The organism is Streptomyces sp. NPDC002138, from assembly GCF_040296485.1.
In the GTDB taxonomy this organism is placed as follows: domain Bacteria; phylum Actinomycetota; class Actinomycetes; order Streptomycetales; family Streptomycetaceae; genus Streptomyces.
On sequence record NZ_JBEOXE010000030.1, the window covers coordinates 46176 to 61856 of the forward strand.

The 15681-nt window shown below is 69.0% G+C and carries 18 protein-coding genes and 1 pseudogene; 15 read left to right on the plus strand and 4 right to left on the minus strand.

What is annotated here, in order from left to right; all coding sequences use genetic code 11:
• Positions 1 to 97 precede the first annotated feature (97 nt).
• Together ABT084_RS20595 and ABT084_RS20600 are read left to right on the plus strand one after the other, a co-directional pair.
• Positions 98 to 772 (plus strand): DUF4232 domain-containing protein, encoded by a 675-nt coding sequence (locus ABT084_RS20595; protein ID WP_351045762.1) that lies wholly within the window; start codon positions 98 to 100, stop codon positions 770 to 772.
• Positions 773 to 855: 83 nt separating this feature from the next.
• Entirely contained in the window at positions 856 to 1608 is a 753-nt protein-coding gene (locus ABT084_RS20600) for a hypothetical protein (protein WP_351045767.1), read from the plus strand.
• Positions 1609 to 1641: 33 nt separating this feature from the next.
• Here the strand turns inward: ABT084_RS20600 and ABT084_RS20605 are convergent, their stop codons facing one another.
• Positions 1642 to 2082 (minus strand): nuclear transport factor 2 family protein, encoded by a 441-nt coding sequence (locus tag ABT084_RS20605; protein ID WP_351045770.1) that lies wholly within the window; start codon positions 2080 to 2082, stop codon positions 1642 to 1644.
• A gap of 123 nt (positions 2083 to 2205) precedes the next feature.
• On the opposite strand from ABT084_RS20605, the gene ABT084_RS20610 reads away from it, so the two are divergent.
• Positions 2206 to 2778, plus strand: coding sequence for a TetR/AcrR family transcriptional regulator (locus tag ABT084_RS20610; RefSeq protein WP_351045773.1), 573 nt, complete (start codon positions 2206 to 2208; stop codon positions 2776 to 2778).
• A gap of 56 nt (positions 2779 to 2834) precedes the next feature.
• Here ABT084_RS20610 and kilB read toward each other — a convergent pair whose 3' ends face one another.
• Entirely contained in the window at positions 2835 to 3290 is a 456-nt protein-coding gene (gene kilB / locus ABT084_RS20615) for a plasmid transfer protein KilB (protein WP_351045776.1), read from the minus strand.
• A gap of 152 nt (positions 3291 to 3442) precedes the next feature.
• Positions 3443 to 3919: a hypothetical protein gene (locus ABT084_RS20620; protein WP_351045779.1), complete on the minus strand. Its 477-nt coding sequence runs from the start codon at positions 3917 to 3919 to the stop codon at positions 3443 to 3445.
• 412 nt (positions 3920 to 4331) lie between these two features.
• On the opposite strand from ABT084_RS20620, the gene ABT084_RS20625 reads away from it, so the two are divergent.
• The 12 genes and pseudogenes from ABT084_RS20625 to ABT084_RS20680 all read left to right on the plus strand — a co-directional run bounded on the left by ABT084_RS20625 (position 4332) and on the right by ABT084_RS20680 (position 14212).
• Entirely contained in the window at positions 4332 to 5933 is a 1602-nt protein-coding gene (locus ABT084_RS20625) for an ATP-binding cassette domain-containing protein (protein WP_351045782.1), read from the plus strand.
• Positions 5930 to 6565, plus strand: a complete 636-nt coding sequence (locus ABT084_RS20630) for an NUDIX hydrolase (protein ID WP_351045785.1) — start codon at positions 5930 to 5932, stop codon at positions 6563 to 6565. The genes ABT084_RS20625 and ABT084_RS20630 overlap by 4 nt, the downstream gene beginning before the upstream one ends.
• A pseudogene (locus ABT084_RS20635) lies at positions 6562 to 6930 on the plus strand (NUDIX domain-containing protein); the annotation flags it as partial. The gene ABT084_RS20630 and the pseudogene ABT084_RS20635, both read left to right, overlap by 4 nt.
• Positions 6931 to 7071: 141 nt before the next feature.
• Positions 7072 to 7710: an AAA family ATPase gene (locus ABT084_RS20640; protein ID WP_502968984.1), complete on the plus strand. Its 639-nt coding sequence runs from the start codon at positions 7072 to 7074 to the stop codon at positions 7708 to 7710.
• On the plus strand, positions 7707 to 7925 hold the full coding sequence (locus ABT084_RS20645; RefSeq protein WP_351045788.1) for a hypothetical protein: 219 nt from the start codon (positions 7707 to 7709) through the stop codon (positions 7923 to 7925). Before ABT084_RS20640 ends, ABT084_RS20645 begins: the two co-directional genes overlap by 4 nt.
• An 83-nt stretch (positions 7926 to 8008) precedes the next feature.
• Positions 8009 to 8965 carry a site-specific integrase gene (locus ABT084_RS20650; RefSeq protein WP_351045790.1) on the plus strand — a complete coding sequence of 319 codons (957 nt, stop codon included), beginning with the start codon at positions 8009 to 8011 and terminating at the stop codon, positions 8963 to 8965.
• Positions 8962 to 9468 carry a site-specific integrase gene (locus ABT084_RS20655; RefSeq protein WP_351045793.1) on the plus strand — a complete coding sequence of 169 codons (507 nt, stop codon included), beginning with the start codon at positions 8962 to 8964 and terminating at the stop codon, positions 9466 to 9468. The genes ABT084_RS20650 and ABT084_RS20655 overlap by 4 nt, the downstream gene beginning before the upstream one ends.
• An 83-nt stretch (positions 9469 to 9551) precedes the next feature.
• The gene (locus ABT084_RS20660) at positions 9552 to 10487 is read left to right on the plus strand and encodes a hypothetical protein (protein WP_351045796.1); all 936 of its coding nucleotides are present in this window, start codon (positions 9552 to 9554) and stop codon (positions 10485 to 10487) included.
• On the plus strand, positions 10484 to 11422 hold the full coding sequence (locus ABT084_RS20665; RefSeq protein ID WP_351045797.1) for a hypothetical protein: 939 nt from the start codon (positions 10484 to 10486) through the stop codon (positions 11420 to 11422). The genes ABT084_RS20660 and ABT084_RS20665 overlap by 4 nt, the downstream gene beginning before the upstream one ends.
• Positions 11423 to 12372: 950 nt before the next feature.
• A complete protein-coding gene (locus ABT084_RS20670) occupies positions 12373 to 13245 on the plus strand; it encodes a hypothetical protein (RefSeq protein WP_351045799.1) in 873 nt (290 codons plus the stop codon).
• Positions 13242 to 13763, plus strand: coding sequence for a hypothetical protein (locus ABT084_RS20675; protein WP_351045802.1), 522 nt, complete (start codon positions 13242 to 13244; stop codon positions 13761 to 13763). The genes ABT084_RS20670 and ABT084_RS20675 overlap by 4 nt, the downstream gene beginning before the upstream one ends.
• Positions 13763 to 14212 carry a hypothetical protein gene (locus tag ABT084_RS20680; protein WP_351045805.1) on the plus strand — a complete coding sequence of 150 codons (450 nt, stop codon included), beginning with the start codon at positions 13763 to 13765 and terminating at the stop codon, positions 14210 to 14212. Before ABT084_RS20675 ends, ABT084_RS20680 begins: the two co-directional genes overlap by 1 nt.
• 162 nt (positions 14213 to 14374) lie before the next feature.
• On the opposite strand, the gene ABT084_RS20685 is transcribed toward ABT084_RS20680, so the two are convergent.
• Complete coding sequence (locus ABT084_RS20685; protein ID WP_351045808.1) at positions 14375 to 15652, minus strand: flagellin N-terminal helical domain-containing protein; 1278 nt, start codon at positions 15650 to 15652, stop codon at positions 14375 to 14377.
• Positions 15653 to 15681 lie beyond the last annotated feature (29 nt).

Consider the following 15681-nt stretch of genomic DNA (forward strand, 5'->3'; position numbering starts at 1 on the left):
CGCGACTCCTTGTCATCAGAAGCGCCAACCGATTCCCGATTCCCGATTCCCGGCTACCGGTTCCCGGCTAACCGATTCCTCTTCGAAGGATGCAACGATGCGCGTTCACAAGGTCACCTTCGCCGCCCTGGCCGTCGCCGCCGGCCTGACGCTCACGGCCTGCCAGAACGGCGAAGACGGTGCGGCACACGGCGCGCCGTCGTCCCCGTCCACCGTGTCGCCCTCCGCGTCCCGCCCCACGTCGCCGTCCGCGTCCACCCCGGCGTCCCCGGGCGGCGGTAAGGAGTCCGCCGGGACGGGCTCCAACGGAAAGGGCACGGCCGCCGGGACCGGCTCGGGCGAGAACGGCAAGGCCGGCACGTGCCGCACCGACAATCTGGTGATCACGGCGATCGACAGCACGATCGGCGGCGACACCGACGGTACCGTCGCGGTGCAGCTGAAGAACCGCGGCGGTCAGGACTGCACGCTCTCCGAGTACGCGGGCGTCGACCTGAAGACCAGCGCAGGGTCCCTGTCCGCGAAGCGCGCCGGCGAACACCCCGGCCCGACCGTCCTCAAGAAGGGCGCGGCGGTCTCCTTCGGCGTCACCTACCCGCTCAACACCTCCGGCGGTTCCGGCGTCCGCATCACGGGCCTGGTCGTGACCCCGCCGGACGAGACGAAGTCGGTCACCCTCGCCTGGCCGGGCGCCGCCACCCTGCCCGTCACGGACGGCGCCGGCTCCCCCGTCAAGGTGGGCCCGATCGGCAGCGCCGGCCAGGGCGGCTGACCCACCGGGGCGCGCGGAGCGGATCGCGCCGCCGGCTCTCGTCCCCCACGGTCGGACCTCGCGCGGCTTGTCATACTTCCCGCATGGAGATGCGAGCCGTGGAAGCGGCCAGGCGCTGGCTGGCCGATCAGGGCGTCAATCAGGTGCGCGATGGCTGGGTGAGCGACGAGAAGCCCGGCGAGCTGCTCACGGCCACCCAAGTGGCCCAGTCCTGGGCCTGCGACGTGTTTACCGAAGACGTGGATGCGGCCGACCAAGTGCGGTTGGCTTTCGGGCTGTTGGACCTCCTCGACGAATACTGGGTCACGTGCGAGATCCGGTTCGCGGAGAAGAGCGCGGAGGGGCCCCTACCGGCCGGCGTGCTGTGGGACGGCTACCGTCGGCGGTTGGAGGCGGACCGGGACGCGGACGCCGTCACCTACTCGCTGTGGGTGGACTGGTTCGAGGATCACACGACTTCCGCGACGGCCTTCGCCGAGGTGCTCGGCCATGACATCGACCGAGTGGTGGCGGACCGATCGGAACCCCTGCTCCGCCGGGCCCGCCGGGTCCTGGAGCACTCCGGTCCGGTGCGCTGGACCGTGAAGGAGCCGACGTACCGCGCCGCGGCACGACTCTCCGACCTGCACCCGGCCGTCTTCCATGGCATCCGGGCGAGCTTCCACGACGTCTACGGCGACCTGGAGCCGACAGCCGCGCTGCTCCTCCTCGACCAGCTGGACCTCCCCGCGGGCACCCGGCACCTTGGGGAGCTGCGCCACGTGCTCGCCTCGGGGCACAAGAACCACTCCCGCGGTCCCGGCGCCTGGGAGGACGCGGTCCGCGCCTGCTCCTGAATGCCCCGCCGCCCCGCCCTTGTGCTAGCTGCGCTACTTGCCGTCCAACGCCGCCACGAGCTGCGGCAGCATGCCGCCGGCCACGACGAGGGCCAGGTGATCGTGGAAATCCCTGCTGCTGACGATCACGCCGTCCCGGACCCGCAGCACTTGGATGTTGGCGACCTCGAAGTCCTTCCCGGTCACCTGATGGTGCACCCGGTAGTTCCATTCGGAGACGATCACTTCCGGGTCGTCGGTCTCCCGGATCACCACGTTCTCCGGGATCAGCTCCAGCGGGCTCGCCGCGCCGACCGCCCGGAACCGCTCCTTGAGTGCGGCCCGCCCCTCGATGCGGCGCGGCCCGACCGGTTCGTAGACGGTCTCCACCACGGCGTCCTCCGCGTAGAGCTCGGCCAGCTCCTCGAACCGCCCCGCGGCGATGCCGTCGAGCAGCCTCTGGAAGACCGCACGCGGCGACAGCGTTTCGGACATGATCAACCCCCGGCAGGACTCGCCGCTAGAATCGGACTAGCGACTCAGGTTACGAACGATACGGACTGACGACTCCGGTTGTCTAGGGCGGCGACTCCGCCGTCGGCGGGGAGGGTGAGAGCGATGAGCGGCGCACAGGAACGCCCGCTGCGGGCGGACGCGGCCCGCAACCGGGCCAAGCTGCTGGCCGTCGCCACGGAGGTGTTCACCACCCGGGGCGTCGGGGTACCGACCGAGGAGATCGCCCAGGCCGCCGGGGTCGGGGTCGGCACGCTCTTCCGGCACTTCCCGACCAAGGAAGCCCTGTTGAGCGCGGTCATGGTGCGCAGGCTGGAGACGATCGCCGCTGAGACCGCACGACTGGCCGCCGAGGCCGAGCCCGCCGACGCCTTCTTCGGCTGCTTCCGCGTGGTGGTCGACCAGTCCTCGGGCAAGAGCGAGTTCACCCAGGCGCTCGCCGCGGCCGGCGTCGACGCGCACGCGCCCCTGCAAGAGTCCAGCATGGTGATCCAGGCACAACTGGCCGACCTGCTCGCCGGAGCCCAGCAGGTCGGTGCCGTCCGCCCGGACCTGGGCCTGCTGGAACTGATCGCCCTGCTGGTCGGCACCAGCACGATGATGGACCACCTCGGAACCGACGCCCCGGCCCGGGAACGCGTCTTCGATGTCGTCTTCGACGGCTTGCGCCCCCGCTGAACCAGCGACATGTCAACATACCGACAGCTCCGGGACCCGCCCTTCCCCAACACCCCTCAGCGACTGAGACGTTCGGCAGCGGAGGCGATGAAGGCCGACAGCGCGGTCTCGAACGCCGTCTCGCGGGTCTTCAGGTCGGGGAGATCGGCGGCTTCGGAGAGCGGGTCGATGAGGGCGAAGGCCGCGTCGGCGAGGGGTTCGGGGCGTCCGGAGACCAGGCGCATGCGGAAGAGGGCGGCTCCGGCGAGGGCGCCCAGACGGTCGGCTTCGGCGTGCGCCTCCTTCCTTGCGGCGGGATCTTCGCGGCGCAGCCAGACGGTGACGACGGCGCGCCGGAGCTCGGTCAGCGCGGCGGCGAAGTCGCTGTAGGCAGTGAGCCGTTCCTGGCGGCGCCGTTCGGCGGCGGCGACCGCCTCGGCCCTGCGCGCGGTCCGCTGCTGAAACAGGAAGGTGCTGAAGGAACCGAGCAGGGTCCCGGCGACGGCGATCAGGCTGACGAGGACGGCGGTCACCCCGCGAGTGGACCACACGGGTCCCCGGCAGACCAGACCGGAGGCCCGGAGGACCGGAGGCCCGGAGGCCCGGAGGTCTGGAGGTCCGGAGGTCCAGGAGGAAGGCGGGCTCTGGACGTGCGCCGCCGCCCGCCGCGCGCTACGCGCCCGACCTAGCCGTACGGGTTGAGAGCCCAGAAGCGGACGGTGGTGCTGCGGCGGTCGAACCACAGCCTGGTGGAGTAGCCACTGCCCTCGCGGTCGAGCTCGTGGGACCGGATCCACTGCGGGTTCTCCGGACCCTCACCCCTGAGCGGCTTCTCGAACCACGAGGAGAAGTCATGCGCGGGCCCGGCCGGCCCCTCGGGGACGAAGACGTGGGCCGCCGTCAGCGCGGCGAGTTTCCCCGGTGCCAGCCGGGCGAAGCCCGAGACCACCAGTTCCGGCGACGGTATGCCCCGGTCGTTGTCCCGGCTGCTCACCCACTTGCCGTCCGTGAGCGGCCCCAGCAGCGGGAACGCCCGCTCCAGCGGTGCGGTATCGGTGTGCCACTCCCCCTTGGCCCCGCTCGCCACCACGTGCCGCAAGACCCAGAAGGCGGGTAGGACCGCCAGCCCCGCCCCGATGCCGATCACCCTCCGTCGCTCCACCGCGATCCCCCCTCCTGCTCATGCCTGACGCCGGTGGGGCACCCTATCCGGCCGGGCAGCGCAAGTCCCTGATCGAGTGCCGCGGCCGACGGTGCACTCGAACGTGTGAGTTCGGCGGAGGCCACGCCCGCCGGGACTGGCCCGCACCCCGCTCCCGTATTCGTGTTCGAAGTTTTCGCCCTTCCGGGGCCGTTACGGCACCCGGTGGCGGGGTGTTGTTCGACCGTCGATCGGTTCCGCGTCAACCAGGGAGGACCTGTGCCGACACCGCCCCACTCCCATTCCGCCTCTGCCTCAATCGAACAAGACACCGCCGCGTCGCCCTGCCCCGGCCCCGGCTACCGCCCGCTGACGAACGCAGTACTCACGACGACATCGCCACACACGCGCACGACCCATCGAGGGGGACGACATGAGTGAGGAAACCGGCCACGAGGCCCATGGAGGAGCGGAGGTGTCGGATTCGGAACAGCTGCTGTTCGGCGGGGAGCTGGCCTACGACATCGGCTGGGAGAAGCACGAGGGCGCCTGGCTCAAGCTCGGCCTGTGGACCATGGCGAGGAACCTGCCGCGCATGGTCGCGATGGGGGTCCGGCTCGCGCACCTCGCCGATGCCCGCGCGTTACGGGTCGTCCTCGGCGCCGAGCTGGGCCGGGGCATCACGCAAGCGGTCGGTCTGGTCTCCGTCAACAGCGTGCTGGGCCACGTGCTTTCCAGTGGATCGACGACGAACGAGAGGCTGGCCCGGGCGGGACACCTGCTGGGCCAGCTCCTCACCCAGCAGGATGCCGCCGCCGAGGTCCGCGTCCACGAGGTCGGGCCGTTCCTCCTCGGCCACTTCCGGCACATGGCCGAAACCAGCGAGCGCGAGCAGACGCGCCTGGCCCGCCAGGCGGCTCGGATCGGCCTGATCGCCGACGCCGCCGGCGGGCTGGCCACGCTCCTCACGTACGGGGCACTGGGCGTGCTCCTGTGGACCGGGACGACGGCCCTGGCCGTCGCCGGCACCGCCGTCCTCGCCATCCGTACCGGTACCTCCAGTCTCGACAACCTCGTCCTGCAGATCACGGAGCTTCACCAGGAGTCCCTGTTCGTATCCGACTTCGAGCGTCTCTGCTCCGAAGCGACGGCCCGCGCCATCCCGGTGGGCGGGGATCCGCTGCCGGAGCACCTTGCGGAGATCCGCTTCGAGAAGGTCACCTTCACCTACCCGGGCAGTACCGATGAGACGACCCCCGAGCCGACGCTGCGCGAAGTGTCCCTGACCGTTCCGATGGGCAAGGTGGTCGCCCTGGTCGGCGAGAACGGGTCGGGGAAGTCCACCCTGATCAAGCTCCTGGCAGGCCTCTACCTGCCGGACGAGGGCCGCGGCACCATCTGGTGGGACGGCGTGGACACGGCGAAGGCCGATCGCGGGCAGATCTTCGCCAGGGTCGCGCTGATGAGCCAGTCCTTCTACCAGTGGCCGTTCACGTTCAGGGTGAACGTGGGAATCGGCAGGCCCACGCGCCCGATCGACGACCGGGCGGTGGAGGCGGCGGCGACGTACTCGGGAGCCGACGACGTCCTCGCCGGGCTGCCGCGCGGGCTCGGCACCCTCCTCGCGCGCGGATACCGGGGCGGGCACCAGATCTCCGGCGGCCAGTGGCAGAAGATCGGGATCAGTCGGGCGAAGTACAAGGACGCACAGATCCTCGTGGTCGACGAGCCGACCAGCGCGCTCGACGCGGTCGCGGAGCAGAAGGTGTTCGACCAGATTCGGGCGCTCGCCGCCACGGGTCAGACGATCGTCCTGATTACCCATCGGCTGTACTCGGTACGGCACGCCGACCTCATCCACGTCCTCAAGAACGGGCGGGTCGCCGAATCCGGCACCTCCGCCGAGCTGATGGACGAGACCACGGCGACGGGCGACTTCCGCAACGCCTACCTCGTGCAGGCCGCGGCCTTCGCCGACAGCCTGCCCGCCCCGCGCGACGGCTCCCCGAGCAGCAGGACGGAGGAGCGCAGGTGAACCGCGTGCCACGGACCCAGACCCCGGCCGCCCCACTCGGTGGCAGCGGGGCCCGACTGAACGTACTCGGCGTCCATCTCTGCCTTCAGCGCGAGGACGGCAGGATCCTGCTCGGGCTGCGCCACCCCGACGCCGCCTTCGGCGGCCGGACCTGGCACTTCCTGGCAGGTCACTGCGAGATGGAGGGTGCGCTGGCCTGCCTGGTCCGGGAGGCCGAGGAGGAGGCCGGTCTGACGATCGCCCCGGAGGACGCCGAGCTCGTACACACTGTGCACACCCTCGATGAAGACGGCGACGGGCAGCCCCGGATCGGGCTCGTGTTCCGGGCCCGCAGGTGGTCGGGGACCCCGGAGGTCCGCGAGCCGGACAAGTGCCTGGAGTGGGGATGGTTCGACCCGGCGCAGCTTCCCGAGCCCATCGTCCCGTACACCCGCGCGGCGATCGAAGCGATCGAAGCGGGCCGCCCGTACACCGAGTTGGGCTGGCCGAGCACGACCGCCGAAAGCGAGGGACCCTCCGAACCCGCCGAACGCACTGGCCCTACCGAACCCACCGAACGCACTGGCCCCACCGACCGCACCGACCGCACCGACCGCACCGACCGCACCGACCGCACCGGGACCGTGCGATGAGCGGCGGGACCCGGCACACCGTGCCGGTCGACGTCCATCTCATCTTGCGCCGCGACGGGGCAAGCGGACCGGAGGTACTGCTCTCGCGCCGCGCGGGACCGGTGTACGCGACCGGTCTGTGGCACCTCCCGTCCGGCCACCTCGAACCCGGCGAGGACATGGTCGCGGCGGTGATCCGCGAAGCCCGGGAGGAGACCGGCGTCGTCATCGCGACGCGGGACGTGGCCGCCGCGGTCACGGTCCACCACCGGCCTCCCCGAGGGGCCGGCTCCCGGATCGGCGTGTTCTTCGAGGTGCGGCGGTGGTCGGGGTGGCCCCGGATCATGGAGCCGGACCGCTGCGACGGCATGGGCTGGTACCCGCTCGAGGGACTCGCGCAGCCCATGGTGGCGTACTGCCGCGCCGGCCTGGACGCCTACCGGGCCGGGCTGCCCGCCGCCGCGCACTTCCAGCAGCCCGGCGACGCCGTCCCGTACACGGACGAGGACCCCCACCGCACCCGCCTCCTGCACGGCCCGCCCACGGACGCGGTGGAGTGGGGAAGCGAGGAAACCCGGCTCGTGGTCATTCGAGGCAACTCCGCGTCGGGCAAGTCGTCCGTCGCGGCGGGGATCCGCGACCGGTTCGGCCGCGGTGTGGCTCTGGTCGGCCAGGACAACCTGAGGCGCGTCGTGCTGAGGGAGCGTGACGTGCCCGGCGGCGCCAACATCGGGCTGATCGGCACGGTCGCCCGGCACGCCCTGGACGCCGGCTACCACGTGGTGGTCGAGGGCATCCTGGCAGCCGATCGGTACGGCGACATGCTGGCCGGCCTCCTGAGCGAGCACCGCGGCGTCTCGCGCTGTTACTACTTCGACATCCCGATCGAGGAAACGCTGACCCGGCATGCCTCGAAGGCCGATCCCGACCTCCTGGCCCAGGTGACCGAGCGGGAGCTGCGTAAGTGGTACCGCGAGCGCGACCTCCTCCCCGGCGGCCTCGAAACCGTCATCGGCTCCGACAGCACCCTCGTCGACACGATCGAGCGCATCATGCGCGACACCGGCCTCGCCGAGCTGCCCGAACGGGATGGGGGTTCGCCGAGATCGTACGTACCCCCTCCGCCCGCCTCCGAACGGCCCGACCAGAGGGAGCACGAGCTGTGAACACCACACCATCCGAGCAGGACCGGCACGCCCACTACGCCAAGGGCCGGGACTTCCGGCCTCTGACGGACGACGCGGAGAAGGGGGCGCCGAAACCGGCCGCGATGGCGGGCGTCGCGGTCGTCGTCACCAATGGCCACGGGCAGGTCCTCCTCGGCTGGAACCCCTCGCGGGCGGTGTGGGAGCTTCCCGCCGGTTATGCCAAGGGTTTGTAGCTGTCTCAGTCTGCTTCTCCCGATACCGCCTCTGAGCTGGGAGTTGGTTATGTTCATGGTGATCCCGATGTCTCAAAGGACCCATGAGCTACTTCTTCACGTCACGCAGCAAGGTACGTCGTTTCTACGACCCAATACCCGAGGTAGGTCTGGACGGAGCTCAGTACACAAGCCGGGACAAGGCCCTGAAGGACGGCACCCCGTTCTTCCTCGGGCCGGACATGCGACCCAGGGAGCCTCACTGTTCGTTCTTCTTCGAACTGGCCAAGACGCTTGAGGCGAAGTCCCTGCAGGACTACACCTACGACTTCCTCGACCTGGACGACTTCCTGGCCAGGTTGGACCCGCCGGCCGATGTGCTGTCGGCTGATGAGGACGATCTGATCGCCTACCGCGACTACTGCACCGAGTACCGCGATGAACCGATGGGACCGGCAACGTGGAAGCGCCGGCGGGCCACGATCAACCGCTTCTACGACTGGGCCGTAGACGAGGCGAAGGTACTCGATCGGCGCCCGTACTACCGGAAGAAGAACGGCAGGGACATTCTTGCCTGGGGGTCGACCACCCAGCTGGATGTGCGCCATCTGACCTTCGAGCAATGGTGGTTCTTGGACCGGGTGGGCCTTCGCGGACTGCTGCCCGACGGGTCGGCCGACCCCTCGTTCCGCTCCGGGCACGCGCTGCGAAACAGCTGCGGGGGCAACCTGGCCATTACGACCGGACTTCGCCTGCGCGAGTTCAGCACTTTGTTCGACATCGAGGTCGGTCCTACGCGTCGGGACGGCTCTGCCTGCGAGGTCGAGCTGGAGGCGATCGCGAAATTCGGCCTGCCCAGGACCGTCGAGGTCCAGGACGCCATGCTGCGAGACCTGGACTGGTACCGGCGGACCGAGCGCGCCAGCTGCATCCGCAAGGCCGCACGAAACCTGCACCGCCAACGCGACGAGCTCTTCGTCGTCGACGACGTCAACCTGCGCACGATGAAAGTCAGCGGAATCATGAGGGCCGCCGACGGACCTACACCGTCAAGGCAATGAAGGCCCCGCTGCGACGGATCACGGTCATCGAGGGCGACCACGGCCTGGAGTCGATGGCACTGTTCGTCGGACGCAACGGGCTGATGATCAGCAGCCAGCGCTGGGAACAGGTCTTCACCGCCGCCCACGTCCGGACGCTACGGATCACCGCCGAGTACGGCCTGCCCCTGGAGATGCCGAGCAGGGTCCGGATCCACGACCTGCGCCATACCTTCGCGATCTTCATGCTCGAACAGCTGACTGAGCTGCTGATCGCCCAAGACGCCGAGCAGTTCCGCCTCACCGGCCATACACCGGCCTACGCGGCCGACCACGTGTCCCGCAATCCGTTCTTGACCGTTATGCGGCTCCTCGGACACCGCCGACCGGAGTCGACCATGCGCTACCTGACGTACAAGAGAAAGACGAACTTGCTGGTCGCGAGGGCTATCAGGGACTGGAACGAGCAGGACCGCACCTACGCGGACCTGGCCGCTCGCCACGCCTCCGGCTGGGCCGCCTGATGCCGCGCCGAGGAGAGCGCCGCCCCCAATCAGCCGCCATTCGGCCGCGGGCCGCGGCCGTACGCGAAGTCGACCGCATTGGAGTGCGGGAGCTGACAGAGGTGAAACGGGGCCGGCTGGCGGCCAGCCGGATCGATCCGGGCGACTACGACTGCCCGGCGCTGGCTGCACAGCTGGCCGACGCCTGGCTCGACTACCACCACAAGGCGGCATTGAAGAACAGCGACGGCTATTCGGGGGCTGTTCGCGCGTTCGCGAAGTTCGCCGGCCCGCATCTGATCGCGTCGGGCCTGGACCCGGCCGATGCCCGCCTGGACGATGACCGCATCGACCTCACCGAGGTCATCTACGCCTGGGAGAACGATCTCCTGGCGAAGTTTCCGCAGGACGCGGGACGACCGTGGCAGTTCGCCAGGGCACTGCTGGTGCTCATCCATCACCGTGCTGAGCGGGATCCGAGGGTGCCGGACAAGCTCCGCAAACGCGCGGCGGCTCCCGCCAGCGCCCGCAAGGCCACCAGCCAACCGTTCGACGAGTTCTCCAACGCTGAACGCCTGGCCCTGAAGGGCGCGGCCCAGGCTGATATCCGGGCTCTGGAGAAGCGGCTGACCCGGGGCAGAGAGCTCTTGGCAGTCGGCCGGGATCCGCGCGAGCACGGGTGGAGGGAACTGTCGAACCTGGTCTGGGCTGCTTGCCACCGCGTGCTGACCAGCGCCGATCTCCAAGCCGGCCTTCCGCCTCACGCCAGGTACTGGCCCGTTGAACTGCAGGACGTACGTCCGGCCAGTAAGGGCGCCCTCGCCGGTCGCTACGGCCTCATGCGGGCCGTGAACGGGTTTCTGTTCCCCCAGGAGTTGGACCTGCACCCGTTTCGGGTGCTGCTGCTCCTTGCGATGCTCGACTGCACCACGGATGAACTGGCCGCGCTTCAAGTCCCGGACCTCGAATTCAGCGCCCAGGGGGTGCGCGTCGTCCAGGTCAAATCCGGGCTGAGCGGATCCGCGCCGACTACCACGTGACCGAACGGCCATTGGAGGAGGGCGAGGGCCCTGGAGAACTCGCCTACGAAGGTCGGGGCGAGTGGGACGTCGCCGGGCTGCTGCGGCGTCTGGTGCAGGCCACCGCGCTGACACGCGAGGTATTCGGCGGTGAGCCCTGGCTGTTCACCGCAGTGGAGACCGCCGAGAACCGCAGCACCATGGACGCGCGTTTTGCCCGGTTCGTTGATCCGGGGCGGCGTTTCACGCACTGGATCGCGTCGCACCTCGACGCGTCTGGTGCGACAGTCCTGGACATCTCCGAGCCGCATGAGGCGCGTCGTCTGCGAAAGACCGCGAAGACCACGCGGGTTGTCGCCCTGGGCGGCACCTTGTCGGATATGGCCGGCGACGACCACAGCATTCAGGTGTTCCAGGGGCACTACGCCCACGGCACCACCGCCCATGTCCTGGCCGGGGCGGCGATGAACCGCGCCCAACAGCTCGTCTTCGACCGGCTCGCGGCCAAGCCGGTCCTGGTCACCCCCCAAGCGCAGTCCCGCTTGGGCGAGCCCGAGGTCGCCCAGGCGCTGGGCGTGAGCCCCGAGCTGGGAGCCGCGCTGAGTGCCGGCGAGCTGGACATGGGCGTGAGCAACTGCAAGGACCCCCTGGACTCCCCGCACAGCAGCCCGGGCAAGCTCTGCCATGTCGCGCCGGCGATGTGCATGGCCTGCGGCAACGCCGTCGTGTTCGTCACCCAGCTGCCGCAGCAACTGCTGTTGTCCGACCACATCGAGCAGATGCGCCTGACCCAGCCGCCCATGGTCTGGGAAGCCGTCTGGGGGCGCCAGGCCAGGGCCTTGGCCGAGGTGTTCGAGGAGTGCGCCGAACACCTGCCCTCGGCTCGTCGGGCGATCAAGGAACAGGACATCCGCCTCAACCTGTCTCTGGGCATGCGAACGGAGTACGACCGATGACCGACCCCACTTCCGCTGCCGCTCTCGTCAGGCTGGCATCGCGTACCTTCGCCGACGACGAGCCGGTCTACACGGCCATGTCCGGGCAGATTCCCGGTGTTCATGGGCCGGTGTTCGGGCGGGTCGACGAGTGGCCCTGCGACTGCCTCAGGCGGCCGGCGAACCGAAAGCCGCATGAGTGGAAGTGCTCCTTCCCGCTCGACCCCGTCTGGAACCTGCGGGCGCGGGAGGTCGCGTTCTGCATGCTCAACCCTCACCACCGAGCGCTGAGGGAGCGGGAATCTTTCCTGGCCGGAAGATCTGGAGTCCGGCCACAGTCCGCAAGGAGTGCATTTGCCTGGTGACCTTGGGTGCCTGGGCGGTCAAGGAAGGCATGCCGGATGACCTGCAGATGTGGGCGACCGAGGACTGGCAGGGTTACATCGACCACCGTGCCTCAAGCACCGGACCTGAGTCGGTACGCAGTGCGGTCGGCGCAGTGCGGCGCTTGGTGCGGTTCTCCGGAGTCCTGACGGGCACCGGAGTGCTGGAGGACCCCTGGCTGGGGAAGACGGACAGCGAGGTGGCCAAGCTCGCGGCCAGCGACAACCTGTCCACACCGTCGATTCCGCCGGAGGTCTGGTGGCCGCTGCTGCGGGCGGCCTGGGCCTACATCGACCGATTTTCCGCAGACATTCTGGAGCGGCGAGACCGTGAGCCGGACCGGTTGAAAACGCAGGATCGGTCGCCGCGTGGTCCGGGAGCGGGCAGCACCAACTCGCAGTTGCAGCAGTGGCTCGCCGACCCCGCGAACCTGGTCCCCCTCAACCCGCACGACTCCCGGTGGCCAGCCGAAGGACGTCCCGATATGGGCTCTGCTCAGCCGGAGCATCACGGGAGGCGCCAGCAAGAAGATCTTCGAGATCGGCGGCGCCAAACAGGGTGCGATGCACCGGGCGGAGGTCCTGCGGATGATCGAGGAAACCGGCAGGGTCGAAACTCTCGGTCCCCTGGAGGTCAGGCGGAGGGTGTCGCATTTCCCTACACAGATGTCGCTCAAGCGCTCGCGGCAGTCCTTGGACGACACGCTCCACAGGTGGCTGGCCAATCCGGCCAACGTCATCCCCGTCCATGCCAACGGGGCGACCTCGGGCCGTGCGGGTGAGCCGGTGTGGTCCAGGTTGGAGGAGCTTGTGCTTGAAACGCCCGCGCAGATGAGCCTCTTCAACACCACAAGCCGGGCAGGCCAGCTTCGGCGTGAGGCCGTACTCCACGTCCTGGCGACGGGTACTCATCCAGTGGTGAGCTACGAACGGAAGCTGATCCTGGAGCTTCACATGCTCAGGGCAGCCTGTTACATCTTCGTCGCCGCGTTGAGTGCCATGCGCGACTCGGAGATTCAGGAGATCCAGCGCGGCGCACTCACCCAGTACTACGGTTCCCCGGCGATCGGCTCCCGCAAGGTGAAGGGGGACTCCTCGACGCCGCGAAAGAACTGGTGGATCATCGAGCCGGTCGCGCAGACCCTGGCAGTGGCCGAACGCCTGTCCTGGCACGACACCCACCTCTTTACAGCATTGGGCGCGGGACGCGTCGGTATCAAGGCTGCAGCCGACATCGACCTCTTCATCACGCAGGTGAACGCCAACCGGCACATCACCGGCCTGGAGGAGATACCGAGCGGGCGTGTCCGCCCGCACATGTTTCGCAGGACCATGTCGATCATCGCCAGCCAGCAGCCGGACGGCGAGATCGCGGTGGGCATCCAGCTCAAGCATGCGGCGCGGCGTGCTCTGGCCAACCGCCTGTCCGGGCATACGGCCAGATCGACGCCAAGTGGGTGAAGGAGTTCGACACCGACCTGCAGACCGCGGCGGCCCGCAAGCTCGTGGGCCTCCTCAAAGCCCGCCGCAGCGGGGAGACCATCGCGGTCGGACCCGGCGCCGCCCGCTTCCACGCCGGACTGGACAAGGTCAACACCGCCATCGACCAGAGGCCGGCACTGCGAGCCCAGATCGCTGACGAACGGCTGGAGATCACCCTGCTGCGGGACGAGTTCACCGACCTGCACCTGGGCACGGTCAACCACTGCATGTGGAACGCACCCACCGCGGAGTGCCAGAACCAGCTCCCACCCGCCCAGCGCGGCCAAGCACCACTGCTGGGAGCCTGCCAGCCCTCGCGGTGCCGCAACTCCGTCCTGACGCTGTCGCACGAACGGATCTGGCGGATGGAGGAAGCCGACCTGGTGGAGTTCCTGAAGAAGAAGCTCTCCAAGCCCCTGCGCGACCAGGCACTGGCCAGACTCGCGGAGGTCCGCTCCGCCACCCAACAGATCGAACGACTCAAGGAGAACGCCTGATGCCGGTGTCCGCCGCGACCGCCGACAAGCTGCGGGAAGCCATGGCCCGGCTTTTGGCCGGAGAACCCCTGCATAGCGACGGGGCGTTGACGAAGGAGAACCTGGCCCGCGAGGCCCGGGTAAGCCACGCCACCGTCCACCGAGCCCAGGACATCCTGGCGGAATGGGACGTCAAGGTCGCCCACCCCGTCCTCCGCACTCCTGGAGAGGTCCGCCGCGATGAGACGATCGCCGAACTCAAGGCCAAGCTCCGCAAGGCCAACGAGAGGGCCGGCGAGCTGCAGGGCAAACTCGACGCCCTCGCCACGGTGACCGCGAACCTCTACCGTGAAACCATCGAGCTGAAGAAGAAGGCAGCGCGCAAACCGCAGCAGAACCGGCTGGGCCTCCTACTTGGCGGTCACTCTTCGCCGGGCGGAACGGCTCACCAACACGACACCGACGCCTGAGAGCTCCCAGGTGCCGACGTACACGTGAACGTGGCTCTGGCTTGATCTTCTAATGCTGTTGCCGATCTCGCCTCGGTCTGCCGGTGCGCTGTGCACCCGGACGGTCGGGGTTCGGCGGTCCCTCCGGAGGTACGTGCGAGGGACCGCCGGTGCGCGGCAAGATCAGAGCTGCGTCCCGACCACCGGGGAGAAGCTCATGTCCTGATCCTTGTTGACGAGATCCGCGTCGGTGGGCACGACGTAGAACCCGTTGGTGGGGACGTGAGCCACGAGGCTGATGCTGTGGCGCCCTTCCCCGGCACGAACGTTGACGGCAGGCGCGGCGATCGCCGCGGCGTCGGGGGCCACCAAGGCGTAGGCGCGGGCGAGTTCTGCGAGAGCGGTAGCTGCCTGTCCCGGGGATTCGGCAACGAGTTGGGCCTCCCGGCCGATGGCATCCAGCAGCCTGGCGCGGGCATCAGCGGCAAGCACCCCCGTCGGTGAGTTGCGGGAGAAGGCGCCTTCGAAGCCACCGGCATCAGCCGGCACGACGAGCATGGCGACGTCCGCCTGCGACGTGCCAGCGATCAAGCTCCTGCTTACCGGTACAGCCAACCCCGCGGCGGACTCTGCATTGACCGAGCGGGGTTTGTCGCCCAGCGCCTGCCAGAAGTTCCCGAGGCTGTTGAGCGCCTCGGGTTCAATCACGCGGGCGTAGGCACGGGCGAGGTCCACCAGCTCTCCGGATGCCTGCCCCGAGGACTTGTCCGCTACCCGCTGGGCCTCGGCACCAATGGTTTCCAGTAGCTTGCCGCTGGCGTCCGTGGCGGACCCTGCGCTGCTGCGACGGATTGCGGACTCCAGACGATTTGAGAACGCCCCCAGGTTCGATCGCTGGTCCGTGACGGACCTGATCGCCACGTCAATCTTCGCGATGGACGAGTTGGCGTCGATCGCGGTCAAGACATTCACCGGACCCGCCACGGCAGCCCCGCCCGAGGCTCCTACGCCGCCCTGCTGATCGGCCGGGGCTGCTGCACCCTGATCGGCAGGTGCGGCAGCTCCACCGGCGAAGAGATGCTGGACGTTGGCGGCGAAGATGTTCACCGCCAGCGCCTCGTTGGTGTTCGCCCCCACGTGCACGCGCAGCGTCTTCATCTTGTTGAAGTCGGCCTGATCGGCGACGCGCGCGATCTCGTCGGTCAGCTGGTCGACCTCGATCTGGATCGCGGAGCGGTCCTCATCGCTGTAGGTGCCGTTCGCCGACTGGATCGACAGCACCCGCATCCGCTGAAGAACACTGGTCACTTCAGCGAGGTGCCCCTCGGTGGTCCGGATGAAGTCGAGCGCGCTGGCCGCACGGACGGCAACCGGCTGCCCCTCGGACCCAGCCCGCACCAGAATCTGCTGCATCTCCTCACCGGAAGCAACGCTGCTCGTCTCTTCTTTGTTGCTGGTCACAGGTACTCCCTGAAGTCGGCGACTGCTCT

Coding starts and splice junctions, on each gene's coding strand:
- ABT084_RS20650 (WP_351045790.1), top strand. CDS start 8,009: ATGAGCTACTTCTTCACGTCACGCAGCAAGGTACGTCGTTTCTACGAC.
- ABT084_RS20605 (WP_351045770.1), bottom strand. CDS start 2,082: ATGTCCGAAACGCTGTCGCCGCGTGCGGTCTTCCAGAGGCTGCTCGAC.
- ABT084_RS20595 (WP_351045762.1), top strand. CDS start 98: ATGCGCGTTCACAAGGTCACCTTCGCCGCCCTGGCCGTCGCCGCCGGC.
- ABT084_RS20655 (WP_351045793.1), top strand. CDS start 8,962: ATGAAGGCCCCGCTGCGACGGATCACGGTCATCGAGGGCGACCACGGC.
- ABT084_RS20600 (WP_351045767.1), top strand. CDS start 856: ATGGAGATGCGAGCCGTGGAAGCGGCCAGGCGCTGGCTGGCCGATCAG.
- ABT084_RS20625 (WP_351045782.1), top strand. CDS start 4,332: ATGAGTGAGGAAACCGGCCACGAGGCCCATGGAGGAGCGGAGGTGTCG.
- ABT084_RS20680 (WP_351045805.1), top strand. CDS start 13,763: ATGCCGGTGTCCGCCGCGACCGCCGACAAGCTGCGGGAAGCCATGGCC.
- ABT084_RS20610 (WP_351045773.1), top strand. CDS start 2,206: ATGAGCGGCGCACAGGAACGCCCGCTGCGGGCGGACGCGGCCCGCAAC.
- ABT084_RS20670 (WP_351045799.1), top strand. CDS start 12,373: ATGATCGAGGAAACCGGCAGGGTCGAAACTCTCGGTCCCCTGGAGGTC.